Here is a 21,755-nt window from a genome sequence, read left to right as displayed (position 1 = left end):
GTGCGTATTGAACACCGCTGCGGGAGTCGGGTCCACGGAAACGACAGAAGAAAGGGCCCGTCGGAGTTCACCGACGGGCCCTTCATCGTCCACGCCAGGGGGAGACGTGCGCAGACCGATGGCCCCTGTCGTCGGGGGGGAGGTGACAGGGACGATCACTCGAATAGTCGGGACCTTCGACCCTTCCGTTACGGGTGAAATGTGAGGGTGACGTCCCGACCTGGGCATTTCCGTAACTTCGGGTCACATCTTCCGTTCTGCGGCCGCCCCGGTGATCCCGGAGGGCATGGTGCTAGGGTCGCCCGTGACACGGGGTGCTCCGCACGAGCGGGGCTGAGATCACACCCGTCGAACCTGATCAGGTAATGCTGACGAAGGGATGTCCCGATATGACCGTGCCTGCCCCCACATCGATCCGTCCCCTGCCGGCGCAGTGAACGCGCGGCGGACTCTCGCCGGACTGATCACCCTCGTCGCCGCACTCTCCGCGGTCGTCGGGTGCTCGTCCGATTCCGGGAGCGACACCATCCGATTCGCGTTGGACTGGACGCCCAACACCAACCACACCGGCCTGTACGTGGCGCAGCAGGAGGGCCTGTTCGCCGAGGCGGGTCTCGACGTCGAGATCCTGCCGTACAACAACGCGACGCCCGACACCCTCGTCGACGCCGGTAGCGCCGAGTTCGGGATCTCCACGCACGCCACGTCGACCATCGCCAGAGCTGCGGGTTCCCGGACCGTCGCGGTCCTCGCACCGCTGCAGCACTGGGCGACGGGAATCGCCGTGCGGGCCGACAACGCCGAGATCACGCGGCCCGCGGATCTCGACGGCAAGACCTTCGCGGGCTTCGCGAACCCCGGCGAGGACGAGATGCTCGCCGAGGTGATCCGCAACGATGGTGGTCGCGGTGAGTTCGAGAGCGTGACGCTCGGGACGTCGTCGTACGAGGCGGTCTACTCGTCGACCGCCGACTTCACCGTGTCGTACCTGGCGTGGGAGGGTCTCGAGGCCGAACACCGCGGACTGCCCATGCGGTACTTCGGCTTCACCGACCACGGCTTCCCCGATGCGTACGCGATCGTCGTCGACGGCAACGAGGACTGGATGTCGGAGAACCCGGAGCAGGCGCGCGCTTTCGTGCAGGCTCTGCACCAGGGCTACCGGATCGCAGCCGACGACCCCGATCGCGGGGCACGGGCGCTGATCGAGGCGAATCCCGGGGCCTTCCCCGACGAGGAACTCGTCTACGAGAGCCAGCGCATGCTCGCCGCCGACTACATGCGCGACGCCGCCGGCGCCGTCGGGGTCCTCGACGCCGGGAAATGGTCGGGCTACGCCCGATTCCTCTACGAGAACGGCGTGCTGTCCGGCCCCGACGGCAGCCCGTTGACCACCGAGCCGGACTGGTCGACCTATGTCACCGATGACTACCTCGAAGACCGCTGACACCGGCCACGCACGTCGATTCCTACCCTCCCTGCTCGTCGCCGGGGTGCTGGTCGGGATCTGGCAGACATACGTCGTGGTGAGCGGTATCCGACCGCAGGTGCTGCCCTCTCCCGCGCGCGTCCTCACACAGGGATGGGCGCATCGCGTCGACATCGCCGGGCACGCCTGGTCCACACTGCAGGTCACGCTCGTCGGGTTCGCCGTGTCGCTGGCACTGGCGTGGGCCCTCGCGATCGTCGTGGACTTCTCGCCGTGGTTGCGGCGGGCACTCGTGCCGTTGTTCGTGGTGTCGCAGACCCTGCCGATCATCGCGATCGCGCCGTTGATGATCATCTGGTTCGGTTTCGGACTGCTGCCGAAGATCCTCGTCATCGCGCTGGTGACGTTCTTCCCCGTCGCGATCGGGCTGCTCGAAGGGTTCGCGGCGGCCGACCGGGAGGCGGGCGCGTTGCTGCGCAGTATGGGCGCGTCGCGGTGGCAGCAGTTCCGTTACGTGCGCCTGCCGTCCGCGCTCCCCCGCTTCTTCACCGCCCTGCGGATCGGCATCACCTACGCCGTAGTGGGTGCGGTGTTCGCGGAATACGTCGGCGCGACATCCGGTCTGGGCATCTACATGAGCACGCAGAAGAACTCGTTCCGCACCGATCTCGTGCTCGCTGCCGTAGTGGTGACCGCTGCTCTGTCACTCCTGTTGTACGCGCTGACGTTCGTCGTCGAACGGGTGGTCGCGCCGTGGGCGCTCACGAGGGGTGAGAGATGAATGCGGTGACGGTGGCCTCGGTCCACAAGTCGTACGGCGACCGGGCGGTGATCGACGGCATCGACTGTGCTGTGGAGCCCGGCGAGTTCGTGTCCCTCATCGGGCCGAGCGGGTGCGGCAAGTCGACGCTGTTCTCGATCGTCGCGGGACTCGAACAGCCCGACGCCGGAGAGGTTCTCGTCGGCGACTCCCCCGCGGCACCCGGGCGGGTCGCGCTGATGCCGCAGAAGGATCTGCTGTTCCCGTGGCGGACGGTACTCGACAACTGCACCCTCGGTATCGAGGTGCAGGGTGTGCAACGATCCGACGCTCGCGCCCGCGCCCGCGAACTGCTGCCGACCTTCGGCCTGGCAGGCTTCGAGGACGCTGCCCCGCACCAACTGTCGGGCGGTATGCGTCAACGCGCGTCGCTCGCACGCACGGTGCTGCAGGGGCGCGACGTGCTCCTGCTCGACGAGCCGTTCGGCGCCCTGGATTCGCTCACCCGCACCGAGATGCAGCTGTGGCTGCAACAGGTGTGGCAGCAGCACCGGTGGACAGTGCTGATGGTGACGCACAACGTGCGCGAGGCGGTGTTGTTGTCCGATCGGGTCGTCGTCCTCGGTCCGCGACCGGCGCGGGTCCGGCACGAGGTACGCGTGCACCTGCCCCGACCCCGAACCCTGGAGGCGTGCGCGTCGAGCGAGTTCGTGGCGCTCGAACACGAGCTCATGGAGGTCCTGCACCGGTCACGACACGAGGCGCAACGGAGGTTGCCCTCGGGATAGTCACCGGCCGAACTGTTCGCCACCAGTACATCCGCTACAAGATTCGCTATCCGCTACGGCAATTGCTGTAGCGGATGGCGAGAGAGGTAGCGGATGCATCGGGGACGACCCCGGCCCTGTGCCCCCAGTGGGACTCGAACCCACACTTGGCGGATTTTAAGTCCGCTGCCTCTGCCAATTGGGCTATAGGGGCGTGGGGATCACATTAGCGTTCACGACTGTCCACCACCGCGCCGGGGCGCGAGGTTCTCGAAGTACCGTGCGACGGGACGGCGTTCGTATCCTGTCCCCTCGTAGACGAAGGCCGGTACAGCCCGAGGACGGGACGCCACGCCCGGAGGGAGAGATCGAGTACGTCGCTTCGTCGTTCGGCCGTGTAAGGTTCGATCCTCATTGCCCCTCGACCTCCTCGGATCCGACTTCGAGTGTGCTCCTCGCCCGGGCTGTAACGCACCTCGATTTCCGGCCGACATCCTGCGGGGAGACAAGTACAAAGCGGACAGCCGGGTGGTGGACCGGGCTCGAAGAGAAGGACCATGGATGCGCTTCACGACCGCACGACCACTGATCGGGCGACTCGCCACCGCGGTGGCCGTCGTAGCCCTGGCCGCGACGCCGAGTCTGGTGGCCGCGCCCTCCGCACAGGCCGAGGGCATCGTCTACCCCGCGTCCGTGAACGACTCCTTCTACAGCACCCCCGACGACATCGCCGACCGGCAGCCCGGTGACGTCCTCGCCGCACGCGTCGTTCCGCCGCCGCTCGGATTCCCCGGCACCGACGCCGTCCAGCTGAAGTTCCGGTCGACGAACTCCGCCGGCGAACCGATCTCCGCCGTGACGACCGTGCTGTCCCCTCAGGGTGGGGCGCCGGGTCGTCCGCTCGTCTCGTACCAGGCGATCATCAACGCGCTCGGTCTCGAGTGCGCGCCGTCGACCGCGCTGTACGCGCCGAACCCGCTGCGAGGGATCCGGGAATCCCCCGGTCTGCTCATCGCGATCCAGCGCGGCTGGTCGCTGGCCGTTCCCGACCATCTCGGACCGAACAGCGCCTACGGTGCCGCGAAGGTCGGCGGGCAGATCACCCTCGACGGCATCCGGGCCGCGCAACGCTACGCCCCGCTCGAGCTCGCCGACAGCCCGGTCGGCATCGCCGGCTACTCCGGCGGCGGGATGGCGACGGCGATGGCGGCGGCACTCGCCCCGACCTACGCGCCCGAGATCCCGATCGTCGGCTCCGCCTACGGCGGCGTCCCGATGGACATCGGCGAGATGGCCAGGGAACTCGGCCAATCCGCACACCCTGCCTTCGGACTGGCGATGGCGGCCGCCCTCGGCCTCGAACGTGAGTACCCGGACCGTATGCCGATCACCGAGCAGCTCAACGGTGTGGGACAGGAACTGCGCGACCGTATCGCCAACGCGTGCACCAACGAGATCCTGCTCGCCGGTGCCGGTCGCAGCATGGCCGACGTCGCCGACGCCGCGGTGGGTCTCGCCCTGCTCGACAGCCCGACCGTGCAGGAGGTGCTGATGGAGAACAGCGTCGAGAAGGTTCCGACGGTACCGAATGCCCCGGTGTACGAGTGGCATTCACCGACCGACGTGCTGATCCCCCTCGATGCGATCTCCACGACCCTGCGTAGGTACTGCGACGCCGGGGTGCCGGTGCGGACCGAACTCGTGCCGAGCCCGGATCACATCACCGCCGCCGTGATCGGCCTGCCGGGTGCGCTGGACTTCCTCGACGGCCGCTTCGCCGGTGCTGCACCGTCGTCGGATTGCGGAGCACTCTGAGCGACCTGTGGACATGCATCGGGCCCGCCTCGAATAACGAGGCGGGCCCGATGTCGTCTCATATCCCCTGCGGGGACGGGAGATCGAATCAGATCACGGTGATACCGGTGGCCTGGGGGCCCTTGGCGCCCTGGCCGATCTCGAAGCTCACGCGCTGGTTCTCGTCGAGGCTGCGGTAGCCGCCCGACTGGATCTCCGAGTAGTGCGCGAACACGTCAGCGCTGCCGTCCTCGGGGGCGATGAAGCCGAATCCCTTGTCGGCGTTGAACCACTTTACGATTCCCTGTGCCATGTCTGTCTCCTTCTTTCGTGTACTCGAACTCGACCGAGTGTTCGGTGGAGCGAGGCCGCCATCACATGCGGTGACTTCCGAAAGAAGAACCAACCGCCCGCAACAAGGATTTGCGAGCGTGGACTAGACGCGAACAAAAACTTCGACCTGACACACAGTCAACCACACATTCTCCGCTCCGTGTGGATCGAGCCCCGAAACGGGACGGACCCCACACCGATCGGAGAACTAGCGGGCGACGGACAGGGCGATGCCGTCGAGGATGTCGTGCTCGCTCACGACCAGCTCGGTGATGCCGGCTCGGCGGCCGAGTTCCTCGGCGAGGACCGTGGTGATGATCGAGCCGCCGCCGATGACGTCGACGCGGCCGGGATGCATCGGGCCGAGCGCCGCGCGCTTCTCGCGGGTCGCGGCGACGAGACCGTCGCACACCTCGCGCAGGCGGTCGAACGGCACCGACGACAGGTGGATCTTCTCGGAGTCGTACTCGTCGAGTTCGAGGGCGAGCGCGGCGAGGGTGGTCATGGTGCCCGCGACACCCACCCAGGTGTGCGCCTGCTCGACCGGCACCTGCTCGAGCGCTTCGCGGATCTTGTCCGCCGCGACCTCCCGTGCCGCAGCGACCTGCTCGGCGGTCGGCGGATCGTCGTGCAGGCACCGCTCGGTCAGCCGGACGCAGCCGATGTCGGTGGAATAGGCGGCGTGCACGCCGTCGGCGTCGCCGAGCACGACCTCGGTGGACCCACCGCCGAGATCGACGACGACGAAAGGCCCGCGCGCGGAGTCGAGTTCGCCGACAGCACCGGCGAAGGACAGGCGCGCCTCCTCGTCGCCGGTGATGACCTCGGCCTCGGCGCCGGGGATGACGGCACCGAGCACCTCGCGGGTCATCGCGAAGAAGTCCTCGCGGTTGCTCGCGTCGCGCGTGGCCGAGGTGGCGACCATGCGGACGGCGGTGGCGCCGGTCTCGCGGATCAGGTCGGCGTACTCCACCAGCGCGACCCGCGTGCGTTCGATCGCCTCGGGTGCGAGACGACCGGTGGCGTCGACACCCTGCCCGAGCCGCACGACCTTCATGAGGCGGGTGACGTCGGTGAGGCTGCCGTCCTCCGCGATGTCGGCGATCAGCAGGCGGATGGAGTTGGTGCCGCAGTCGATTCCCGCGACCCTCACTGCTCTTCTCCGCGCAGCTCGGCGTAGGTGGGCCAGTCGGCGGGGATCGCCGTGCCACGCAGGCCGGCATCGGCGGCGAGTGCGACGGATTCGTCGCCGAGCGGGTTGACGCCCGGCCCCTTCGCCAGGGAGTGCGCGATCAGCACGTGCAGGCACTTGACGCGTTCGGGCATGCCGCCGCCGGTGAAGTCGGTGCCGAGCGACTCGATCGCGTCGCGTTCGGCCAGGTACGACTCGTGGGCGCGCAGGTAGGCCGCCGCCAGCTCCTCGTCGGTGCCGAGACGCTCGGTCATCTCCTTCATGACCCCGGCGGATTCCTGCCGGCTCGCCTCGGCCGTGAGGCGCGGGTCGGTGAGGTAGTAGAGCGTCGGGAAGGGCGTGCCGTCGGGCAGCTTGGGCGCGGTCTTCACCACTCCGGGCGCACCGTCGGGGCAACGGTAGGCGATGGCCAGGACACCGCGGGGTTCGCGCCCGAGCTGGGCGGCGACGGCGTCGAGGTCTTCTTGCGTGACGTGATCGGTCACCCGGGAACATCTCCTGGTTCTGGGGGTGCCACAGGCATCTGCTGCGGCACGGGTTCGGGCTCGGGTTCGGGTGCCGGTTCTGAGACCGACAACCACAGGTCGCTGTACCAGGCGCCGGTCGTCGGCCGCTCCGGTTCGCGCTCCTCGCGTTCGGGCGGGGCATCGCCCGGGAGTTGTACCTGGTAGGGAATGTCGCCGGGGACGACGAACCGCAGTCGCTCGCGGGCCTGGGCGCGGACCCAGGCCGGATCCTCCATGCGGGCCTTCTGTTCCTCGAGCGCCGCGATCTCCTGTTCGAGCTGCACGCGTTCGGCGGCGAGCTGCTCGGCTTCGGAACGCTGGCTCACATAGGTGCGCAGCGGCACGGCGAGGGTGAGGGCGAGACCGCACACGACGAGGGCGAGCACCACGGCGCGGCCGGTGGACAGGCCCAGGACGGTGCGTTCGGTGCGGGTACGTCGGGAGTCGCGGGGCGCGCCGACCCTGGTGGGGCGGGCTCGCCCCGAACCACCGGGCCGGCCGCGACCGGGCGACGAATGAACGGGGTCCTCGCGGCCGGCGGGCCGCGCACCCGCGTTCTCGGCCGCGTGTTCGGCCGGGGCGGTAGATCCCGTGGGCCGGACCCGGCCCGGACGCCGGACGCCCGACACACCCTCGGTGCGGGTGCGCCTCGCTCCGGGACGGGATCTACCGCGCTGACTCATGCCGGCGATCAGCCCTCGACGGAGAACCGCGGGAAGGCGAGCTCGCCGGCGTAGCGAGCGACGTCACCGAGGGACTCCTCGATGCGCAGCAGCTGGTTGTACTTCGCGACACGCTCGGAGCGGGCGGGCGCGCCGGTCTTGATCTGTCCGCTGCCGACGGCGACGGCGAGATCGGCGATGGTGGTGTCCTCGGTCTCGCCGGACCGGTGGCTCATCATCGTCTTGTAGCCGTTGCGGTGCGCGAGGTCGACGGCGTCGAGGGTCTCGGTGAGGGTGCCGATCTGGTTGACCTTCACGAGCAGCGCGTTCGCGGCGCCCTTGACGATGCCGTCCTCGAGACGCTCCGGGTTGGTGACGAACAGGTCGTCGCCGACGAGCTGGATCCGGTCGCCGATCTCCTCGGTGAGCGCGACCCAGCCCTCCCAGTCGTCCTCGCTGAGCGGATCCTCGATGGAGACCAGCGGGTACTGGCCGAGCAGCTCCGCGTAGAAGGAGCCCATCTCGGCGGCCGTGCGGTTCTTGCCCTCGAACTTGTAGCCGGTGCCCTCGGTGTAGAACTCGGTGGCCGCGACGTCCAGTGCGAGCGCGACATCGCTGCCCAGCTTCAGGCCGGTCTTGCCGATGGCCTCGCTGATCAGGTCGAGCGCGGCCTTGGTGCCCGCGACGTCGGGGGCGAAGCCGCCCTCGTCGCCGAGACCGGTGGCCAGGCCCTTGCTCTTGAGCACGGACTTGAGGGAGTGGTAGACCTCGGCACCCCAGCGGAGGGATTCCTTGAAGGTCGGGGCGCCGATCGGGGCGACCATGAACTCCTGGACGTCGACGCCCGTGTCGGCGTGGGCGCCACCGTTGAGGATGTTCATCATCGGCACGGGGAGGATGTGGGCGTTCGGGCCGCCGATGTAGCGGAACAGCTCGAGTCCGGACGACTCCGCGCCGGCCTTCGCGACGGCGAGCGACGCGCCGAGCAGGGCGTTCGCGCCGAGGCGGCCCTTGTCGGGGGTGCCGTCGGCGTCGAGGAGTGCCTGGTCGACGGTGCGCTGCTCGGTGGCGTCGAGGCCGATGATGGCCGGGCCGATCTCGGCGAGGACGGCCTCGACGGCCTTCTCGACACCCTTGCCGAGGTAACGCTCGCCGCCGTCACGCAGCTCGACGGCCTCGTGCTCGCCGGTGGAGGCGCCCGACGGCACTGCAGCGCGGGCGAAACTTCCGTCCTCGAGCAGCACCTCGACCTCGACCGTGGGGTTGCCACGGGAGTCGAGGATTTCGCGGGCTCCTACCTGCTCAATGATGGCCACTGGCTGATTCTCCTTCGATGGACTGTCACGCTGCGGTGTCTGCACGCTGGGGACAGCCTAACGGTCGCGACCTGCGCGTGAGGCACAGGCGCGCTCGAGGCCCGGCGCGGTGTGGTCTACGGCCGCACTCCCACGCCGTAGGCGGCGGCACGGTCGCGGACGAGCATCAGGTATTCGGTGGAGCGGTTGTAGGCCATCAGGGCGTTCGTCCAGCCCTCCGCGGTGGTCAGGTCGCCCCCGCGGTCGCACAGATAGCGACCCGCGGTCAGGGCCGCATCGTCGATGTTGTCGGGGTCGGCGATGCCGTCGCCGTTCGCGTCGACACCCCACCGTTCCCAGGTCTCGGGGATGAACTGCATCGGCCCGACCGCCCGGTCGAGCACCGGGTCGCCGTCGAGGCGGCCACCGTCGGTGTCGCGGATCTCGGCGTTGCCCCGGGTGCCGTCGAGCGGGACACCCCGAATGGGCGGGGAGACGCCGCCGTCGGGCCCGAGGGAGGCACCGCCGAACCGGCCATGACTGCTCTCCACGTTGCCGATGCCGGCGAGGGTCGTCCACGACAGGCCGCACCCGGGGGTGCTGACCGTCAGGACGGCCGCCGCGTGCCCGTACGCCTCGAGGGCAGTGGTGGGGATGCCCAACTCGCGGGACTGTGATTCGGCCCAGTCGGCGAGCTGCGCCGCTGTGCGGCCGGGGCCGTTCACGTCGATGGGCGGAACGGGCAGGCCGGGTGCCGGCGGAACACCGTCGGGGATCTCGACGGAAGGCCGCCGGGGTGAGTGCAGCGCGGACTCGACCGCCACGAAGACGACGGCGACGAGCGCACTGAGCAGGACCACCGGCCACAGCCAGCGTCGGGGTTCTCGATCGGACGGCACCCCTCCATATTCCATACGGGACGAAAACCCCATGTAGACGCACCGGCGCCGACGATCCCGCCTGATCGTCGGCGCCGGCCTCGGAGGGTGGAATCCGCGAGGGGTCGGACTCCACCGTTGTCTCTACGCGGTTGTCTCTACGCGGTTGTCTCTACGCGGTTGTCTCTACGCGGTCCTTCTCAATATGCGCCGTCGCCGCTGAGAACGGCTCGAATCGTGCGACGCAGGATGGACAGGTCGAGCATGAAGGTCCAGTTCTCGACGTACCGCAGATCGGCCCGTACCGATTCGTCCCAGGACAGATTGCTGCGTCCGCTGACCTGCCACAGTCCCGTCAGCCCAGGTTTGACGAACAACCGCCGCGCCGCGCCGTCCTCTCCGTACCGGGCGACCTCGCATTCGAGCGGTGGTCTCGGGCCGACGAGCGACATGTCGCCCTTGACCACGTTGAACAGCTGCGGCAGTTCGTCGAGCGAGTACCGCCGGATGAACCGGCCGACCTTCGTGACCCGCGGGTCCTCGCGGACCTTGAACAGCACCCCGGCCCCGATGTCGTGGTCGGCGATGTCGTCCTTGTGCTCGTCGGCCCCGACGACCATGCTGCGGAACTTGTACATCGTGAACGGGGTTCCGCCGCGTCCCACCCGTTGCTGACGGAAGAGGATCGGTCCTCTGCTGCCGACCTTGATCGCGACCGCGACGGCGAGCAGTGCCGGCGCGATCACCATCAGGATCAGCACCGCGAGGACCCGATCGAAGACGTTCTTCACGATCCAGGCCGGGCCGCTGTAGCTGGGGGCGCTCATCTGCAACAGGGGCAGCCCCTCGAGCGGGGAGATGTGCAGGCGCGGGCCGACGACGTCCATGAGCACGGGGGCGATGAGGAACTCGGCACCGATCTTCTCGAGGTCCCAGCTGAGTCTGCGTGTCCGCGCGTGCGGCCACCGACCGGAGGGCAGGAGTGCGACGGCCTCGAAGTTGTGCTGCTCGGCGACGGCCAGGACGATCTCGTCGGTGCCGAGGACGGGGATGTCGTCGATGGCCACCGGCAGGGAGTCGGCGCCGCGGTCGACGGCGAGGCAGATGCCGTCGACCCGCCATCCGGCGCGTCGGAGGCAGTCGGCCCGGGAGACCAGCTCGTGCACCTCCTCCACGTCTCCGGCCACGAGCACCGAATGCAGACATCGACCCTCGGTGCGGGCCTTCGAGAGGTGACGGCGGAGCAGCGTCCGCCCCAGCAGGGTGAGCACGAGAGCGATCAGGAGCGAGCCGAACGTCCAGGACTGACCGGCCGAGGTGCCCCATCCGTATCCGGCGACGGCCAGGGCGGCGACGGCGAAGACGTATCCGCGGACGACCCTCCGGTACTCCTCCGTGCCGGTGCCGAGAATTCTTTCGTCCCAGGCCTTCTGGATTCCGAGGGAGACGATCGCCGCCGTCATCGAGGCGCCGATGAGGACGGGGGTGCGCCACGAGTCGATCTGGTCGAAGGAGTGGTATCCGACCGTGACGACCACGTGGGCGATCACGAGCACGAACAGGTCGAAGCCGATCACCACCGATCTGTAGCGGCGCTCGGTTCTCGGCCGGCGCACCGGTGGAGGAACGGACGCGACCTGCGAGCCCACGGGGAGCACGATGGTCGATCCGATCTTCCGTGCCCCGTTCGGTCCTGACCCGGCCTTCGTCGTCGGTGCGTCACGGTCGGAATCCGTGTCGAGAACCGTCGCGAAGTCGTTCTCACGCTTGCACATTCAAGGTCACCCCAGTCCGGAGTCACGGTTACCCCGACTCCCAAACCGTACCTTGAGATTGTTTTTCACGCAATAACAGACTTCTAGCATCTTCAGTGGGGCAATCGGCCCTTCACGGTCTTCGTCGCCGCCCACGTGTCCGTGTTCCACGGCAACCGCACACTCCCGGCCTGGAGCATCCATCGGAGCCGGTCCGGCGTGGTCGGCCTGCTCAACAGGAATCCTTGCGCCCGTGTGCAACCCAGAGCCAGCAACTGCCTCACCGCACCGACGGTCTCGACACCCTCGGCGACCACCTGCAGACCGAACGACGAGGCCAGACCCACGATGGAATCGACGATGACACGGTCTTCCTCGCTGTGCTCGAGATTCTGCACGAAACCCTTGTCGATCTTGAGTGTGTCGACGGGAAGGGCCTTGAGATGCCCGAGCGAGCTGTACCCGGTCCCGAAATCGTCGATCGCGACCCAGACCCCCAGCCGCTCGAGCCGGCGGAGGGTGTCCTTCGTGCGCTGGAGGTCTCCGACGACCACGTTCTCGGTGATCTCGAGGCACAACTCCGACCCCACCAGGCCGTGGCGGTGGAGGACCGATCTCACCGTGGCGTCGAAATCCATCGACACCAGCTGGACGGGAGAGACGTTGACGCTCATCGTGATCCGCAGGTCGGGAATCTTCCGTTTCCACTCCGCGAGTTGCGCACAGGCCCGCGTGACGACCCACTCCCCCAGTTCTCCGGCGAGATTGGTGGCCTCGGCGACCTCGACGAATTCTCCCGGCTGGAGCACCCCCAGCGGCGACCTGTTCCATCGGACGAGCGCTTCGACGCCGAGGATCGTCCCCGTCCGCAGGTCGATCTCGGGCTGATACTCCAGCGTCAGGTGTTCGTCGTCGATCGACGTCCGGAGGTTCATCTCGATGATGGTGCGGCGCTTACCCTTCTCGTTCATGTCCTCGGTGAACACACCCACACCGTTGCCGCCCTGCCGCTTGGCCACCATCATCGCCTGATCGGCGCGACTGAGCAGGGTCGCCGAACTCAGCTCCCCCGGCGTCCCGAGCGCGACACCCACGCTGACACCGCGACCGACCGTCCGATTGCCGAGCGCGACGGACGCTCCCACGGCGTCCTGGTACACCTCGGCCCGTTCCATCGCCTCCTCCGTCGACGACGGGCCGGCCAGCACCACGACGAACTCGTCGCCGCCGAGCCGGGCGACGAGGTCGTCGGGTCGGCTGCCCTTCGCGAGACGAGCCGCGATCCTGCATAGATACGAGTCGGCGGCATCGTGCCCGAGGAAGTCGTTCAACGCCTTGAGACGGTCGAGGTCGAGGAACAACACCGCGACGGGCCCCTCGGCGCCCGACTCGAGCCGTTTGTCGAGATATTCGAACAGAGCGCGCCGGCTCGCGAGTCCGGTCAGTGCGTCCTCGTAGGCGGCGCGCCGCAGGTCCTCTTCCGCGCGGACACGTGCCTGGACCTGCGCGAGCAGGACCGCAATCAACGTCAACGCGTTGACCTCGTCCTCGCTCCACGGCCGGCCACCCTCGTTCACGAACCCCAGCACGCCGGTCGTGACCTGCCCGGATACGAGCGGCACGGCCACCATGGATACCTCCGACCATCCCGACGCGGCGAAGACCCTCTCGGTGTAGTCGGGCGACTCCACGACCGGATACGACGCCCCACCGGCACCCGCCAGGAGTGGTTCCTTCAGATTCTCGACAGCGGCGAAGACGGGATCCGCATCGCGGAAGTAGACGACACCGATCGGATCGGGGTCGGGCACGTTCTCGCGGGGCGGCCACTCGGCGAGCAGGATCGTCGCCCCGATCTCGTGGTCGTTGTACCTCAGGAAGCAGGTGTCGACCCCGAGCTCCTCGACGAGATCCCGGAGCACGAGACGCACCACCTCGAGGTGCGACGCGGCGTCCGCGGGCATCAACCGAGCGGCGATCCTGGTGACCAGGCTTTCGAGCGTTCTTCTCGTACCGGGCATGAGACCTCCGTCGTCAGCCTCGAGCTGGGATGAGTCCGTCGACGTCGCCGGCGTGGCGCACGCGGTCGTTACGGCGCCGGCTGCGCATCGTCGCCACCGAGGCCCGGCCGAAGCGCAGCAGCAGGGCGAGACCTCCGCCCGCGGGAACCTCCAGGACGGCAGCCAGCTCCTGCCGGAGCACGTCGAGATCGTCGACATGCTTCGGGCTCAGGTGCTCGAGATCGCTCCGCGTATCGGCGTACAGGAAGACCGGCGACACGGGCTGGACGGCCAGACCGATCTCCTGCGCCGCGATCCAGACGCTCTCGACCACCGCACCGCCCCGGATGTAGTCCGCGGGCGACCGGCCCTCGGTGAACACCGCGACGAGCCCGGCACTGCCGAGCACGCGGTCGCGGGTCATCCTGCCGAGTCCCCTTCCGAGTCCCCATTCCTCGAGCAGGTCGAGGGCGTCGTCGCGCAGGACCACATCGAGCATCGCCGCCTCCGCGGTGTCGAGCCCGAGCGAGTCCACTTCGATCCCGCTGTCGGGATCGGGGTCGTCCGGCCACCTCAGCTCGGCAACCATCTCCCTGCGGAGCCGGCCGTCGAGATACCGCACCCGATCCGACTCCGCGAGGATCTCCGCAAGGCCGGCGATGTCGTCGCTCCCCGTGACGACCTCGATACGTCCGCCGACGAGCCGGGCGGCCGCGTGTATCGCCCCGAGCTCGTCGTCCGTGACGGTGTGGGGATCCCCGGGTGAGCGGTTGGTCTCGCGCGCGAGCATGCCCGAGTGGTACGCCGCGAGATCCGGATCGGTGTCGCTCCCCAGCTCCAGGTGCGCCAGCGGGACGCCCGGCTCCGGTTCGCCGGGAGGGTCGAGCACCGTGGCGGGACCCAGGATCTTGTGGTTCGCCGCGGCCACCCGGGCGTTGTGCAGGGCCGCGCCGAGCGCGACGAGACTCCCGCGCCGGTGCAGGTCCATCAGGACGGGTTCCGGTTCGGGTGCCAGCGCGAACGTCAAACGGTCCGGTTCGACGACGATCGACCACGGTTGGGCGTTGCCGCCGGAGGGTGCCCGGATCGCGGCGTCGATCACGGCCTCCAGTGGATCCTGCGGCGTCTCCCCGTCCGGAGAGGCGCCCGCAGACACCTCAGGGGCCGCAGAAGGCACGGGTGCCTCGGGGTGCACGGAGGGTACGTCGAGCGCGTCGAGGTGCCGGTCGAGATCGACCCGGCCCCGTCCCGACGCGATCGGGTGACCGAGGACGATCCCGCGCACCGCCGCGGACACGGTCACGCCGCCGAGGCCGACGTCGGCTCCGAGTTGCGGCCAGGTCTCCAGGGATTCACCGACCTCGAGCATGGAGGCCGCCATGCGCGCGGAGATCTCCTCCGGGTCGAGCAGACGCAGCACGTACGGGACCTTGTCGCGGGTGGAGAGGGTCTGCAGCGTTTCGGGGTCGATGTCGCCGAGCAGACCGTGGAAGGGCAACAGGTCGCCGTCGAGATCGAACCGTTCGACGTCGAGCAGTCCTCGATCGCTGGTGTGCATCACGACGGGGAGCCGTCGCCGCGCCGCTTCCGTCCGGATCAGCAGCTTCACGTCGAGCGAATCGCATTCGTCGACCACCACGTCGAGGCCCCGGCAGAACGCCCCCACCGTGTCGGGGGTGACGCCGTCGGTCCACACCTCGACAGGCAGGTAGGGGTCGAGTTCGGCGATCCGACGTGCCGCGATCACGGCCTTGTTCACGCCGAGGTCCGTGACCGATACGGGCAATCGGTTCATGTTGGACAGTTCGAGCTCATCGAAATCGGCGAGACGCAGTGCGCCGCAGGCCCCCTCGAGGGCGAGGGTGTAGGCGACGGCGTAGCCGACGCTCAGTCCGACGACGCCCACCTTCGCGGACCGCAGGCGTGCCTGCTCGTCCGCGGTGATCTTGTTGCGATTGCGGTCGAGCCGGAGTCGGTCGAATCCGGCCGGGCCGAGAATTCTCACCGCGATGCGGCTCCAGGGATAGTAGGCCCATCGCGGGGCCTCGTCCGGGAGGTCGTCACCGAGAGCGGCGAGGCCTGCTCGTTGGTCGTCCAGTCGATCCCGTAGGTCCACGCCGTCGCGACGCAGCCGATCCAGGACGTCCATGTCCGCTTCGAGGTCCTCGGCGAGCAGCAACGCCGCGCACGGTATGTCCTCCGAGGGCATCACATCTCCCCACCCGATTCCTTCAGGTCACCCCTTTCCAGCGAGCGTAGGGGAAGCAGGGAGGACATATACGTGAAACCGGGCGCCGCATCGGAGGCGAGGAGCTTCTCGAGTTCGCGGCTCCGCCGCTCCGACCTGCACCGCTCGACGTCCCACACGATCAGGTGTGTCCGGTAGCGGTCGTCCGGATAGGGGCAGGGCGGGATCTCGTCGACGATCTCCGCTCCCACCTCCTGCCAGCGGGCCACCGCTGTGCTCGCCGAGGTGGCCACGAGGTAGCGCGTGCCGAGCAGTTCCATCGAATAGGTCAGCGTGCGCGCCACTCCCGCGCTGAGTTCGTGCCGGCGCACCGCACCGGAGCCCACCCACGTGCTCTTCACCTCGATGAGGCCGTGGGGGACGTAGGCGTCGAGTATCCGCGCGATCCTCGCCCGGATGCCGGGATCGGTCCATTCCCGGAAGGCGTGCGACTCGCGTCCGCTGCCGTACGGCCCCTGGGCGCGGGAGCCTCCTTGGACGACACCGTCCGTCGTCACGGCGGCGAAGAACAACGACGTGGACGTCCCGTCACGGATCGATTCGTATTCGAGAGCGCCCTCGGCGCCGAAACGGCGGTAGGCGGCGCGGGCGCCGTCGAGGAACTGCACCCACAGGTCCGGCTCGCCCTGCGGCGTGGCGGCGACGAAGTGATATCCCGAGTCCTCGTCCCAGAAGTCGAGCGTGCGGCGCATGAAGAGCGGCTGGGGATCCACGGGCGGCCCTTTCCGCCCGCGATCCGCCGAACGCCCCCCGACGAGGTCGCGCTCGGCGAACCGGGGCATGCTCAGATCACGGAGATGTACAACTCGGGTTCGCCACGTTCCGGGATGACCGCCACCTCCTGGGTGTAGGCGCGCGTGATCGCGCCTTCCTTCTCGGCCATCTCCACCTGCCGCCAGAGATCCTTGTAGAGATCGGGCGACGGGCCGTCGGGGACGAAACGCGCGGCGTACCGCTCGCCGACCCGGATCATCGAGTCGCCGATCTCCAGATCGTCCGGATCGTCCAGGCGGTATCCGAAGACCGCGGACCAGCCGGCGCGGGGTTGGCAGGTGAACACCGCCACGAGATCGCGAATCTTCTGCAGCCGCAACCGTTCCAGGGTGAAATCGGTCAGATCGCCCGATTCGCCGAAAACTCCCGGCTCCGCCCCCGGGACGACGAGCCCACCGACGAGACAGGACTCCGCCTTCACCACGGTGAACGTCATCGTTCCTCCTCCTGCCTCTGGTCGACGATCGCGACGTAGAGTTCGATTCCGAAGGCGTGAGGATAGGTCTCGAAATCGCCTGTGAAGGCGCGGGTGATCATCCCTTCCGCTTCTGCTTCCCAGATCTGGCGCCACAGATCGTCGAAGACGTCCGTGAACCGGCTCCCCACGGCGGAGAACTTCGCGTAGGTGCCGGCCGGAACACGGGATATCACATAGCCTTCCGGAGCATCGTCGACCGACGAGCAGCAGAACCCCACGGTCTGCGTGTAGTACGAGTCGATGTCCTCGGCATGGTCGGTGTAGGTGGCGGCGAACGGACCGTACGTCTCTCCGTTCAGCAGCGCCGTCCACGCGTCTTCGAGGTGTCGATCACGGAGTTGGCCGAGAGCTCGGCGGGGACTACGAACCGGAATACCGGCAACGAGGGTTTCTTGACGATCCACTACTTGAAACGACATCGGGCAGACCTCCATACATGTCCAATTTCCCCCCTCCTTCGCGTGCACTGCCCGACACCGGCACAACGAATAGGACGGATATGAGATTAGGGGGTGAGACGGCAGGTTTCCAGCAAACACGAAAACCAAACTAAAGTCTTTTTTCGGCTTGTTTCCCTTCTTTGAGTATGGTTTATTGGGGGCATCGAGTTCGGGCGCCGGCCCGGACACGCTTCTTCCAGCGAGGGGGCACCCGCATGAAGTGCCGACTGTGCAATTCGGACCGCCTGACCAGCATCCTGGACCTCGGAGCCACTCCCCCGTGCGAACGATTCCTCACGGCCGAGCAGCTCGACCTCCCGGAATGCACCTACCCGCTCCACCTGCGCCTGTGCGAGGACTGCCTGCTGCTGCAGATACCCGCGCTGATCACGCCGGAGGACACCTTCACCGAGTACGCGTACTACTCCTCGTACTCGCAGTCGTGGGTCGACCACGCCCGGCGCTTCGTGCACGACGCGCTCGGAAGCGGGCGGTTACGGCCCGATTCGACCCTCGTCGAGGTGGCGAGCAACGACGGTTACCTGCTCCGTCACGCGGTGGATGCCGGCATCAGGTGCCTCGGCATCGAACCGTCGGTCAACGTCGGGGAGGCGGCCAGGGCCGCCGGTGTGCCGACCCACACCGGATTCCTCGATGTCGAACTCGCAGAAAGCATCCGGTCGGAACACGGACCCGCGGACCTCGTCGTCGCCAACAACGTCTACGCCCACGTACCCGATCTCGTCGGATTCACGCGGGCACTGCGTCTGCTCATGGCCGACGACGGCTGGCTCAGCATCGAGGTCCACCACGCCCTGAACCTGGTGGCGCTCGGCCAGTTCGACACGATCTACCACGAGCACTTCCAGTACTACACAGTGCTGTCGGCCGCCCGGGCCCTCGCGTCGGGAGGACTCCGGGTCGTCGACGTCGAACTGCTCGACACCCACGGTGGTTCGATCCGCGTATGGGCACGACCCGAGCAGGTCGCGCAGAACCGGACGCCGCGCGTCGCAGAGGTCCTCGAGATCGAAAGGCGCGCAGGACTGCACGATCCCACCGGTTACTTCCGGCTCGAACCGCTCGCGCGTACCTCCCGCCTGGAGCTGTTGCGCTTCCTCCTGCAGTGCCGCGAGGACGGTCTGTCGGTGGTCGGCTACGGTGCACCCGGCAAGGGCAACACCCTGCTGAACTACTGCGGAATCCGACCGGACCTGTTGTCCTACACCGTCGACCGGAATCCGTACAAGCACGGACGCTTCACCCCGGGGACCCGGATCCCCATCGAGCCCGTCGAGCGGATCGCCCAGGATCGGCCGGACATCGTCCTCGCACTGCCCTGGAACCTCGAACCCGAACTGACCCGCCAGCTCGCCTACATCGCGGACTGGGGCGGACGTCTCGTCTTCCCCCTCCCCACCATCCACACGGCCATCGGTGAACCCGAACTGTCCTGGAGGACCACATCATGAAGGTTGTACTGTTCTGCGGCGGTTACGGCATGCGCATGCGCAACGATCGCAACGACCAGATCCCCAAGCCCATGCAGATGGTCGGTCCGCGCCCCATCCTGTGGCACATCATGCGCTACTACGCGCACTTCGGGCACAAGGAGTTCATCCTCTGCCTCGGCTACGGCGCATCCAAGATCAAGGAGTTCTTCCTCGACTACCACGAGGAACAGTCCAACGACTTCGTCCTGCACGGCAACCGGGTCGACTGCCTCAGCACCGACATCAGCGACTGGAAGATCACCTTCGTCGACACCGGACTCGAATCGGCGATCGGCGAACGCCTGCGCCGCGTCCGCCGATATCTCGACGGCGACGAGTACTTCCTCGCGAACTACGCGGACGTACTGACCGATGCCCCGCTCGACGACATGATCGAGGCGTTCCACACGTCCGGCGCCACGGCCTCCATGCTCGTCGTGCCCCCGCAGTCGTCCTTCCACTGCGTCGACGTCGCGGAGAACGGCGAGATCAAGGAGATCACCCCGGTCAGCAACTTCCCAATCTGGGAGAACGGCGGATACTTCGTCCTGAACCAGGCGATCTTCGACCTGTTGCCACCCGGCGGCGACCTCGTCGCCGACGTGTGCGGACCGCTCGCAGGCCAGGGGAAACTGTTCGGCTACCGCCACTTCGGGTTCTGGAAGCCGGCCGACACCTTCAAGGAACGCGCCGAACTCGACGACAACTTCGCACGCGGTATCCATCCGTGGACGGTGTGGGAGACACCGGCGGTGACCTCGTGAGCCTCATGACCGCCGACGATCCCGGGAGAGATTGACATGCGCGTACTCGTCACAGGGCACAAGGGATATCTCGGATCCGTCATGGTGCCCGAACTGCTCGCCCGCGGTCACGAGGTCGTCGGTCTCGACACGGGACTGTTCGCGGAATGCACTCTCGGCACGGCACCGCAGGATCCGCCCGGCATGACCGTCGACATCCGCGATGTGGGAACCGAACACCTCACCGGGTTCGACGCCGTCGTCCACCTGGCGGCGTTGTCGAACGACCCGCTCGGTGCGTTCGCACCCGAGATCACCTACGACATCAACTATCTCGGATCCGTCCACCTCGCCAGGTGCGCGAAGGAGGCCGGTGTGCGCCGGTTCCTCTACGCGTCGACCTGTTCGGTGTACGGAAGCGCGGGCGACGATCTCGTGGACGAGAGTGCTCCGCTCCGGCCGCTCACGCCCTACGCCGTGAGCAAGGTCCGGGTCGAGGACGACGTGGCGGCCCTGGCCGATTCGAGCTTCTGTCCCGTCTTCCTCCGCAACGCCACGGCCTTCGGATACTCGCCACGGCTCCGCGCGGACATCGTCGTGAACAATCTCGTCGGCACCGCGGTGCTCACCGGCGAGGTGCGCGTGCTGTCGGACGGCACCCCGTGGCGTCCCCTCGTCCACGCGAAGGACATCGCCCTCGCGTTCGCGTGTGCCCTCACCGCACCGGAGAGCGACGTGCACTGCGCCGCCTTCAATGTCGGCACCGAATCCAACAACGTCCGCGTACGCGACATCGCCGAGTCCGTCACCCGCGCGGTACCCGGGTCGTTCGTCTCCATCACCGGCGAGACCGGTCCCGACCCACGGTCGTATCGTGTGGACTTCTCGGCCATCCGCCGCGCCATGCCGGCCTTCGTTCCGTCGTGGAGTGTCGACGCAGGCGCTGCCGAACTGTTCCGGCACTTCGTCGCCGACGGCCTCACGAAGGAGGACTTCACCCAGCGCTTCACGCGTCTGGCACATCTGCGGCGGCTGTCCGATGCGGGACGCCTCGACCCGACGCTGCGGCCACGGCCGGCGGGCGTGTCCCGCGAATGAACAGGTGCCGCGCGTGCGGCCACGATCGCCTCGAGCGAGTCCTCGATCTCGGAGCGGTCCCGCCCGCCGATTTCTTTCCACCCGGGGACTCGCCTCCTTCACCCGCCGAATCAGCCCACGAACTGGCGATGGTTCTGTGCACCGGCTGCGGACTGGCGCAGCTGGCGGACGACGACACCGTCCCGGACGAGCCCCGCGGCATCGAGCCGGAGGCGCTGCGCGAGCAGGCCCGCGAGGCCGTCGAGGTCGTCGAGCGGGCGGGCAGGCTGAAGGGCCGCACGGTGATCGAGTTCGGCAGTCCGCACGGCGGCACCTGGCTCCCCCTGCTGATCGAACGCGGTTTCCGGCCCGCCTTCCCCGGGGCCGCCGCGTCCCTGGTCCTCGACAGCTTCGGCATCATGCACGAAGCCGATCAGCGCGCGGCATTCCTCAAACGCGCGGCGGCGCTCTCCCCCGACGGTGTGCTGCTGCTCCAGTTCCACACCCTCTCCGCCATCGTGTCGCAGGGCCAGTGGAACGCCCTGCGGCACGGTCATTTCGCGTACTACTCGCTGACCGCACTGCGGCGACTGCTCGAGGACGTGGGACTGCACATCTCCGAGGCCTGGACCTTCGACCTCTACGGCGGCACCGTGCTGGTCGCTGCCGAACGGGATCCGTGGACGAATGCGGGACTGAGTGCACGCCGGATCCTCGCCGCCGAACGGGCGACCGGCATCACGAGCGCTGCGACACTCCGCACCCTGCAACGGCAGGCCGACCGCCAGGTGGACGAACTCGTCTCCTGGCTGCGCAAGTCGGCCACCGAACACCGACGGGTGTTCGCCTACGGCGCGGCCTCCCGGGCCGTGGCACTGTTCGCTCGTGCGGGTGTCGACCGCTCCGTCATGGAGGCCGTCGCCGACGGCTCACCGGCGAAGGCCGGACGGCGCATGCCGGGAACGGACGTCCCGATCGTCGACCCGAACGCCCTGCGCGACGCGTCCCCCGACTGCATCCTGCTCACTGTGCCCGACCTCCTCCCGGAGGTACGGGCACAGTTTCCGGAGTTCGAGGGCCGCTGGTATCTCCCACCCGACAGCCGGCACGGGGTCCGGCGGGCAGGGTGAGC

General features: G+C 68.1%; 20 protein-coding genes, 1 tRNA gene and 1 riboswitch. Of the genes, 8 read left to right on the top strand and 13 right to left on the bottom strand.

Annotation, left to right across the window (positions count from 1 at the left end):
• The first annotated feature begins 300 nt into the window (after positions 1 to 300).
• A riboswitch (TPP riboswitch) is annotated at positions 301 to 397 on the top strand.
• Between the two features lie 36 nt (positions 398 to 433).
• The 3 genes from U9J23_RS05655 to U9J23_RS05645 are packed head-to-tail and all read left to right on the top strand — an operon-like array spanning position 434 to position 2,977.
• Entirely contained in the window at positions 434 to 1,447 is a 1,014-nt protein-coding gene (locus U9J23_RS05655; RefSeq protein ID WP_059381595.1) for an ABC transporter substrate-binding protein, read from the top strand.
• Positions 1,425 to 2,210 (top strand): ABC transporter permease, encoded by a 786-nt coding sequence (locus U9J23_RS05650; RefSeq protein ID WP_059381596.1) that lies wholly within the window; start codon positions 1,425 to 1,427, stop codon positions 2,208 to 2,210. Before U9J23_RS05655 ends, U9J23_RS05650 begins: the two co-directional genes overlap by 23 nt.
• Positions 2,207 to 2,977, top strand: a complete 771-nt coding sequence (locus U9J23_RS05645) for an ABC transporter ATP-binding protein (RefSeq protein WP_059381597.1) — start codon at positions 2,207 to 2,209, stop codon at positions 2,975 to 2,977. Before U9J23_RS05650 ends, U9J23_RS05645 begins: the two co-directional genes overlap by 4 nt.
• 119 nt (positions 2,978 to 3,096) lie before the next feature.
• On the opposite strand, the gene U9J23_RS05640 is transcribed toward U9J23_RS05645, so the two are convergent.
• A tRNA-Leu gene (locus U9J23_RS05640) sits at positions 3,097 to 3,170 on the bottom strand.
• 347 nt (positions 3,171 to 3,517) lie between these two features.
• Between U9J23_RS05640 and U9J23_RS05635 the strand changes: the two genes are divergently transcribed.
• A complete protein-coding gene (locus tag U9J23_RS05635) occupies positions 3,518 to 4,771 on the top strand; it encodes a lipase family protein (RefSeq protein ID WP_059381598.1) in 1,254 nt (417 codons plus the stop codon).
• 88 nt (positions 4,772 to 4,859) lie between these two features.
• Here U9J23_RS05635 and U9J23_RS05630 read toward each other — a convergent pair whose 3' ends face one another.
• The 12 genes from U9J23_RS05630 to U9J23_RS05575 all read right to left on the bottom strand — a co-directional run bounded on the left by U9J23_RS05630 (position 4,860) and on the right by U9J23_RS05575 (position 17,289).
• Positions 4,860 to 5,063 (bottom strand): cold-shock protein, encoded by a 204-nt coding sequence (locus tag U9J23_RS05630; protein ID WP_059381599.1) that lies wholly within the window; start codon positions 5,061 to 5,063, stop codon positions 4,860 to 4,862.
• Between the two features lie 228 nt (positions 5,064 to 5,291).
• Positions 5,292 to 6,236, bottom strand: coding sequence for a Ppx/GppA phosphatase family protein (locus tag U9J23_RS05625; protein WP_059381600.1), 945 nt, complete (start codon positions 6,234 to 6,236; stop codon positions 5,292 to 5,294).
• Positions 6,233 to 6,760, bottom strand: a complete 528-nt coding sequence (locus U9J23_RS05620) for a DUF501 domain-containing protein (protein ID WP_059381601.1) — start codon at positions 6,758 to 6,760, stop codon at positions 6,233 to 6,235. Before U9J23_RS05620 ends, U9J23_RS05625 begins: the two co-directional genes overlap by 4 nt.
• The gene (locus U9J23_RS05615; protein ID WP_059381602.1) at positions 6,757 to 7,464 is read right to left on the bottom strand and encodes an FtsB family cell division protein; all 708 of its coding nucleotides are present in this window, start codon (positions 7,462 to 7,464) and stop codon (positions 6,757 to 6,759) included. Before U9J23_RS05615 ends, U9J23_RS05620 begins: the two co-directional genes overlap by 4 nt.
• A gap of 8 nt (positions 7,465 to 7,472) precedes the next feature.
• Positions 7,473 to 8,759, bottom strand: coding sequence for a phosphopyruvate hydratase (gene eno, locus U9J23_RS05610; RefSeq protein WP_106200472.1), 1,287 nt, complete (start codon positions 8,757 to 8,759; stop codon positions 7,473 to 7,475).
• Between the two features lie 116 nt (positions 8,760 to 8,875).
• Positions 8,876 to 9,598, bottom strand: coding sequence for a lytic transglycosylase domain-containing protein (locus U9J23_RS05605; protein ID WP_326602848.1), 723 nt, complete (start codon positions 9,596 to 9,598; stop codon positions 8,876 to 8,878).
• A 218-nt stretch (positions 9,599 to 9,816) separates the two neighbouring features.
• Positions 9,817 to 11,391: a sugar transferase gene (locus U9J23_RS05600; protein ID WP_326601786.1), complete on the bottom strand. Its 1,575-nt coding sequence runs from the start codon at positions 11,389 to 11,391 to the stop codon at positions 9,817 to 9,819.
• Between the two features lie 92 nt (positions 11,392 to 11,483).
• Positions 11,484 to 13,391, bottom strand: coding sequence for a putative bifunctional diguanylate cyclase/phosphodiesterase (locus tag U9J23_RS05595; protein ID WP_326601784.1), 1,908 nt, complete (start codon positions 13,389 to 13,391; stop codon positions 11,484 to 11,486).
• Between the two features lie 13 nt (positions 13,392 to 13,404).
• Positions 13,405 to 15,579 carry an Rv1355c family protein gene (locus U9J23_RS05590; protein ID WP_272267750.1) on the bottom strand — a complete coding sequence of 725 codons (2,175 nt, stop codon included), beginning with the start codon at positions 15,577 to 15,579 and terminating at the stop codon, positions 13,405 to 13,407.
• Positions 15,579 to 16,331, bottom strand: a complete 753-nt coding sequence (locus U9J23_RS05585; protein ID WP_085469012.1) for a hypothetical protein — start codon at positions 16,329 to 16,331, stop codon at positions 15,579 to 15,581. Before U9J23_RS05585 ends, U9J23_RS05590 begins: the two co-directional genes overlap by 1 nt.
• A 71-nt stretch (positions 16,332 to 16,402) precedes the next feature.
• Positions 16,403 to 16,828: a hypothetical protein gene (locus U9J23_RS05580; protein ID WP_106200476.1), complete on the bottom strand. Its 426-nt coding sequence runs from the start codon at positions 16,826 to 16,828 to the stop codon at positions 16,403 to 16,405.
• Positions 16,825 to 17,289 carry a GyrI-like domain-containing protein gene (locus U9J23_RS05575; protein WP_106201579.1) on the bottom strand — a complete coding sequence of 155 codons (465 nt, stop codon included), beginning with the start codon at positions 17,287 to 17,289 and terminating at the stop codon, positions 16,825 to 16,827. The genes U9J23_RS05580 and U9J23_RS05575 overlap by 4 nt, the downstream gene beginning before the upstream one ends.
• Positions 17,290 to 17,525: 236 nt before the next feature.
• Between U9J23_RS05575 and U9J23_RS05570 the strand changes: the two genes are divergently transcribed.
• From U9J23_RS05570 to U9J23_RS05555, 4 genes are read left to right on the top strand one after another with little or no spacing between them, the layout of a single operon-like run.
• Positions 17,526 to 18,782, top strand: coding sequence for a class I SAM-dependent methyltransferase (locus tag U9J23_RS05570; RefSeq protein ID WP_106200477.1), 1,257 nt, complete (start codon positions 17,526 to 17,528; stop codon positions 18,780 to 18,782).
• Complete coding sequence (locus U9J23_RS05565) at positions 18,779 to 19,567, top strand: glucose-1-phosphate cytidylyltransferase (RefSeq protein ID WP_094980863.1); 789 nt, start codon at positions 18,779 to 18,781, stop codon at positions 19,565 to 19,567. The genes U9J23_RS05570 and U9J23_RS05565 overlap by 4 nt, the downstream gene beginning before the upstream one ends.
• A 36-nt stretch (positions 19,568 to 19,603) precedes the next feature.
• Positions 19,604 to 20,644 carry an NAD-dependent epimerase/dehydratase family protein gene (locus U9J23_RS05560; protein ID WP_229582389.1) on the top strand — a complete coding sequence of 347 codons (1,041 nt, stop codon included), beginning with the start codon at positions 19,604 to 19,606 and terminating at the stop codon, positions 20,642 to 20,644.
• Positions 20,641 to 21,753, top strand: a complete 1,113-nt coding sequence (locus U9J23_RS05555) for a class I SAM-dependent methyltransferase (protein ID WP_085468945.1) — start codon at positions 20,641 to 20,643, stop codon at positions 21,751 to 21,753. The genes U9J23_RS05560 and U9J23_RS05555 overlap by 4 nt, the downstream gene beginning before the upstream one ends.
• The last annotated feature ends 2 nt before the right edge of the window (positions 21,754 to 21,755 follow it).

The organism is Rhodococcus sp. PD04, assembly GCF_035918275.1.
GTDB classification, from domain to species: Bacteria; Actinomycetota; Actinomycetes; order Mycobacteriales; family Mycobacteriaceae; genus Rhodococcus; species Rhodococcus rhodochrous.
Note: the sequence above shows the minus strand (reverse complement) of the source record. Positions and strands in the feature narration are given on the sequence as shown.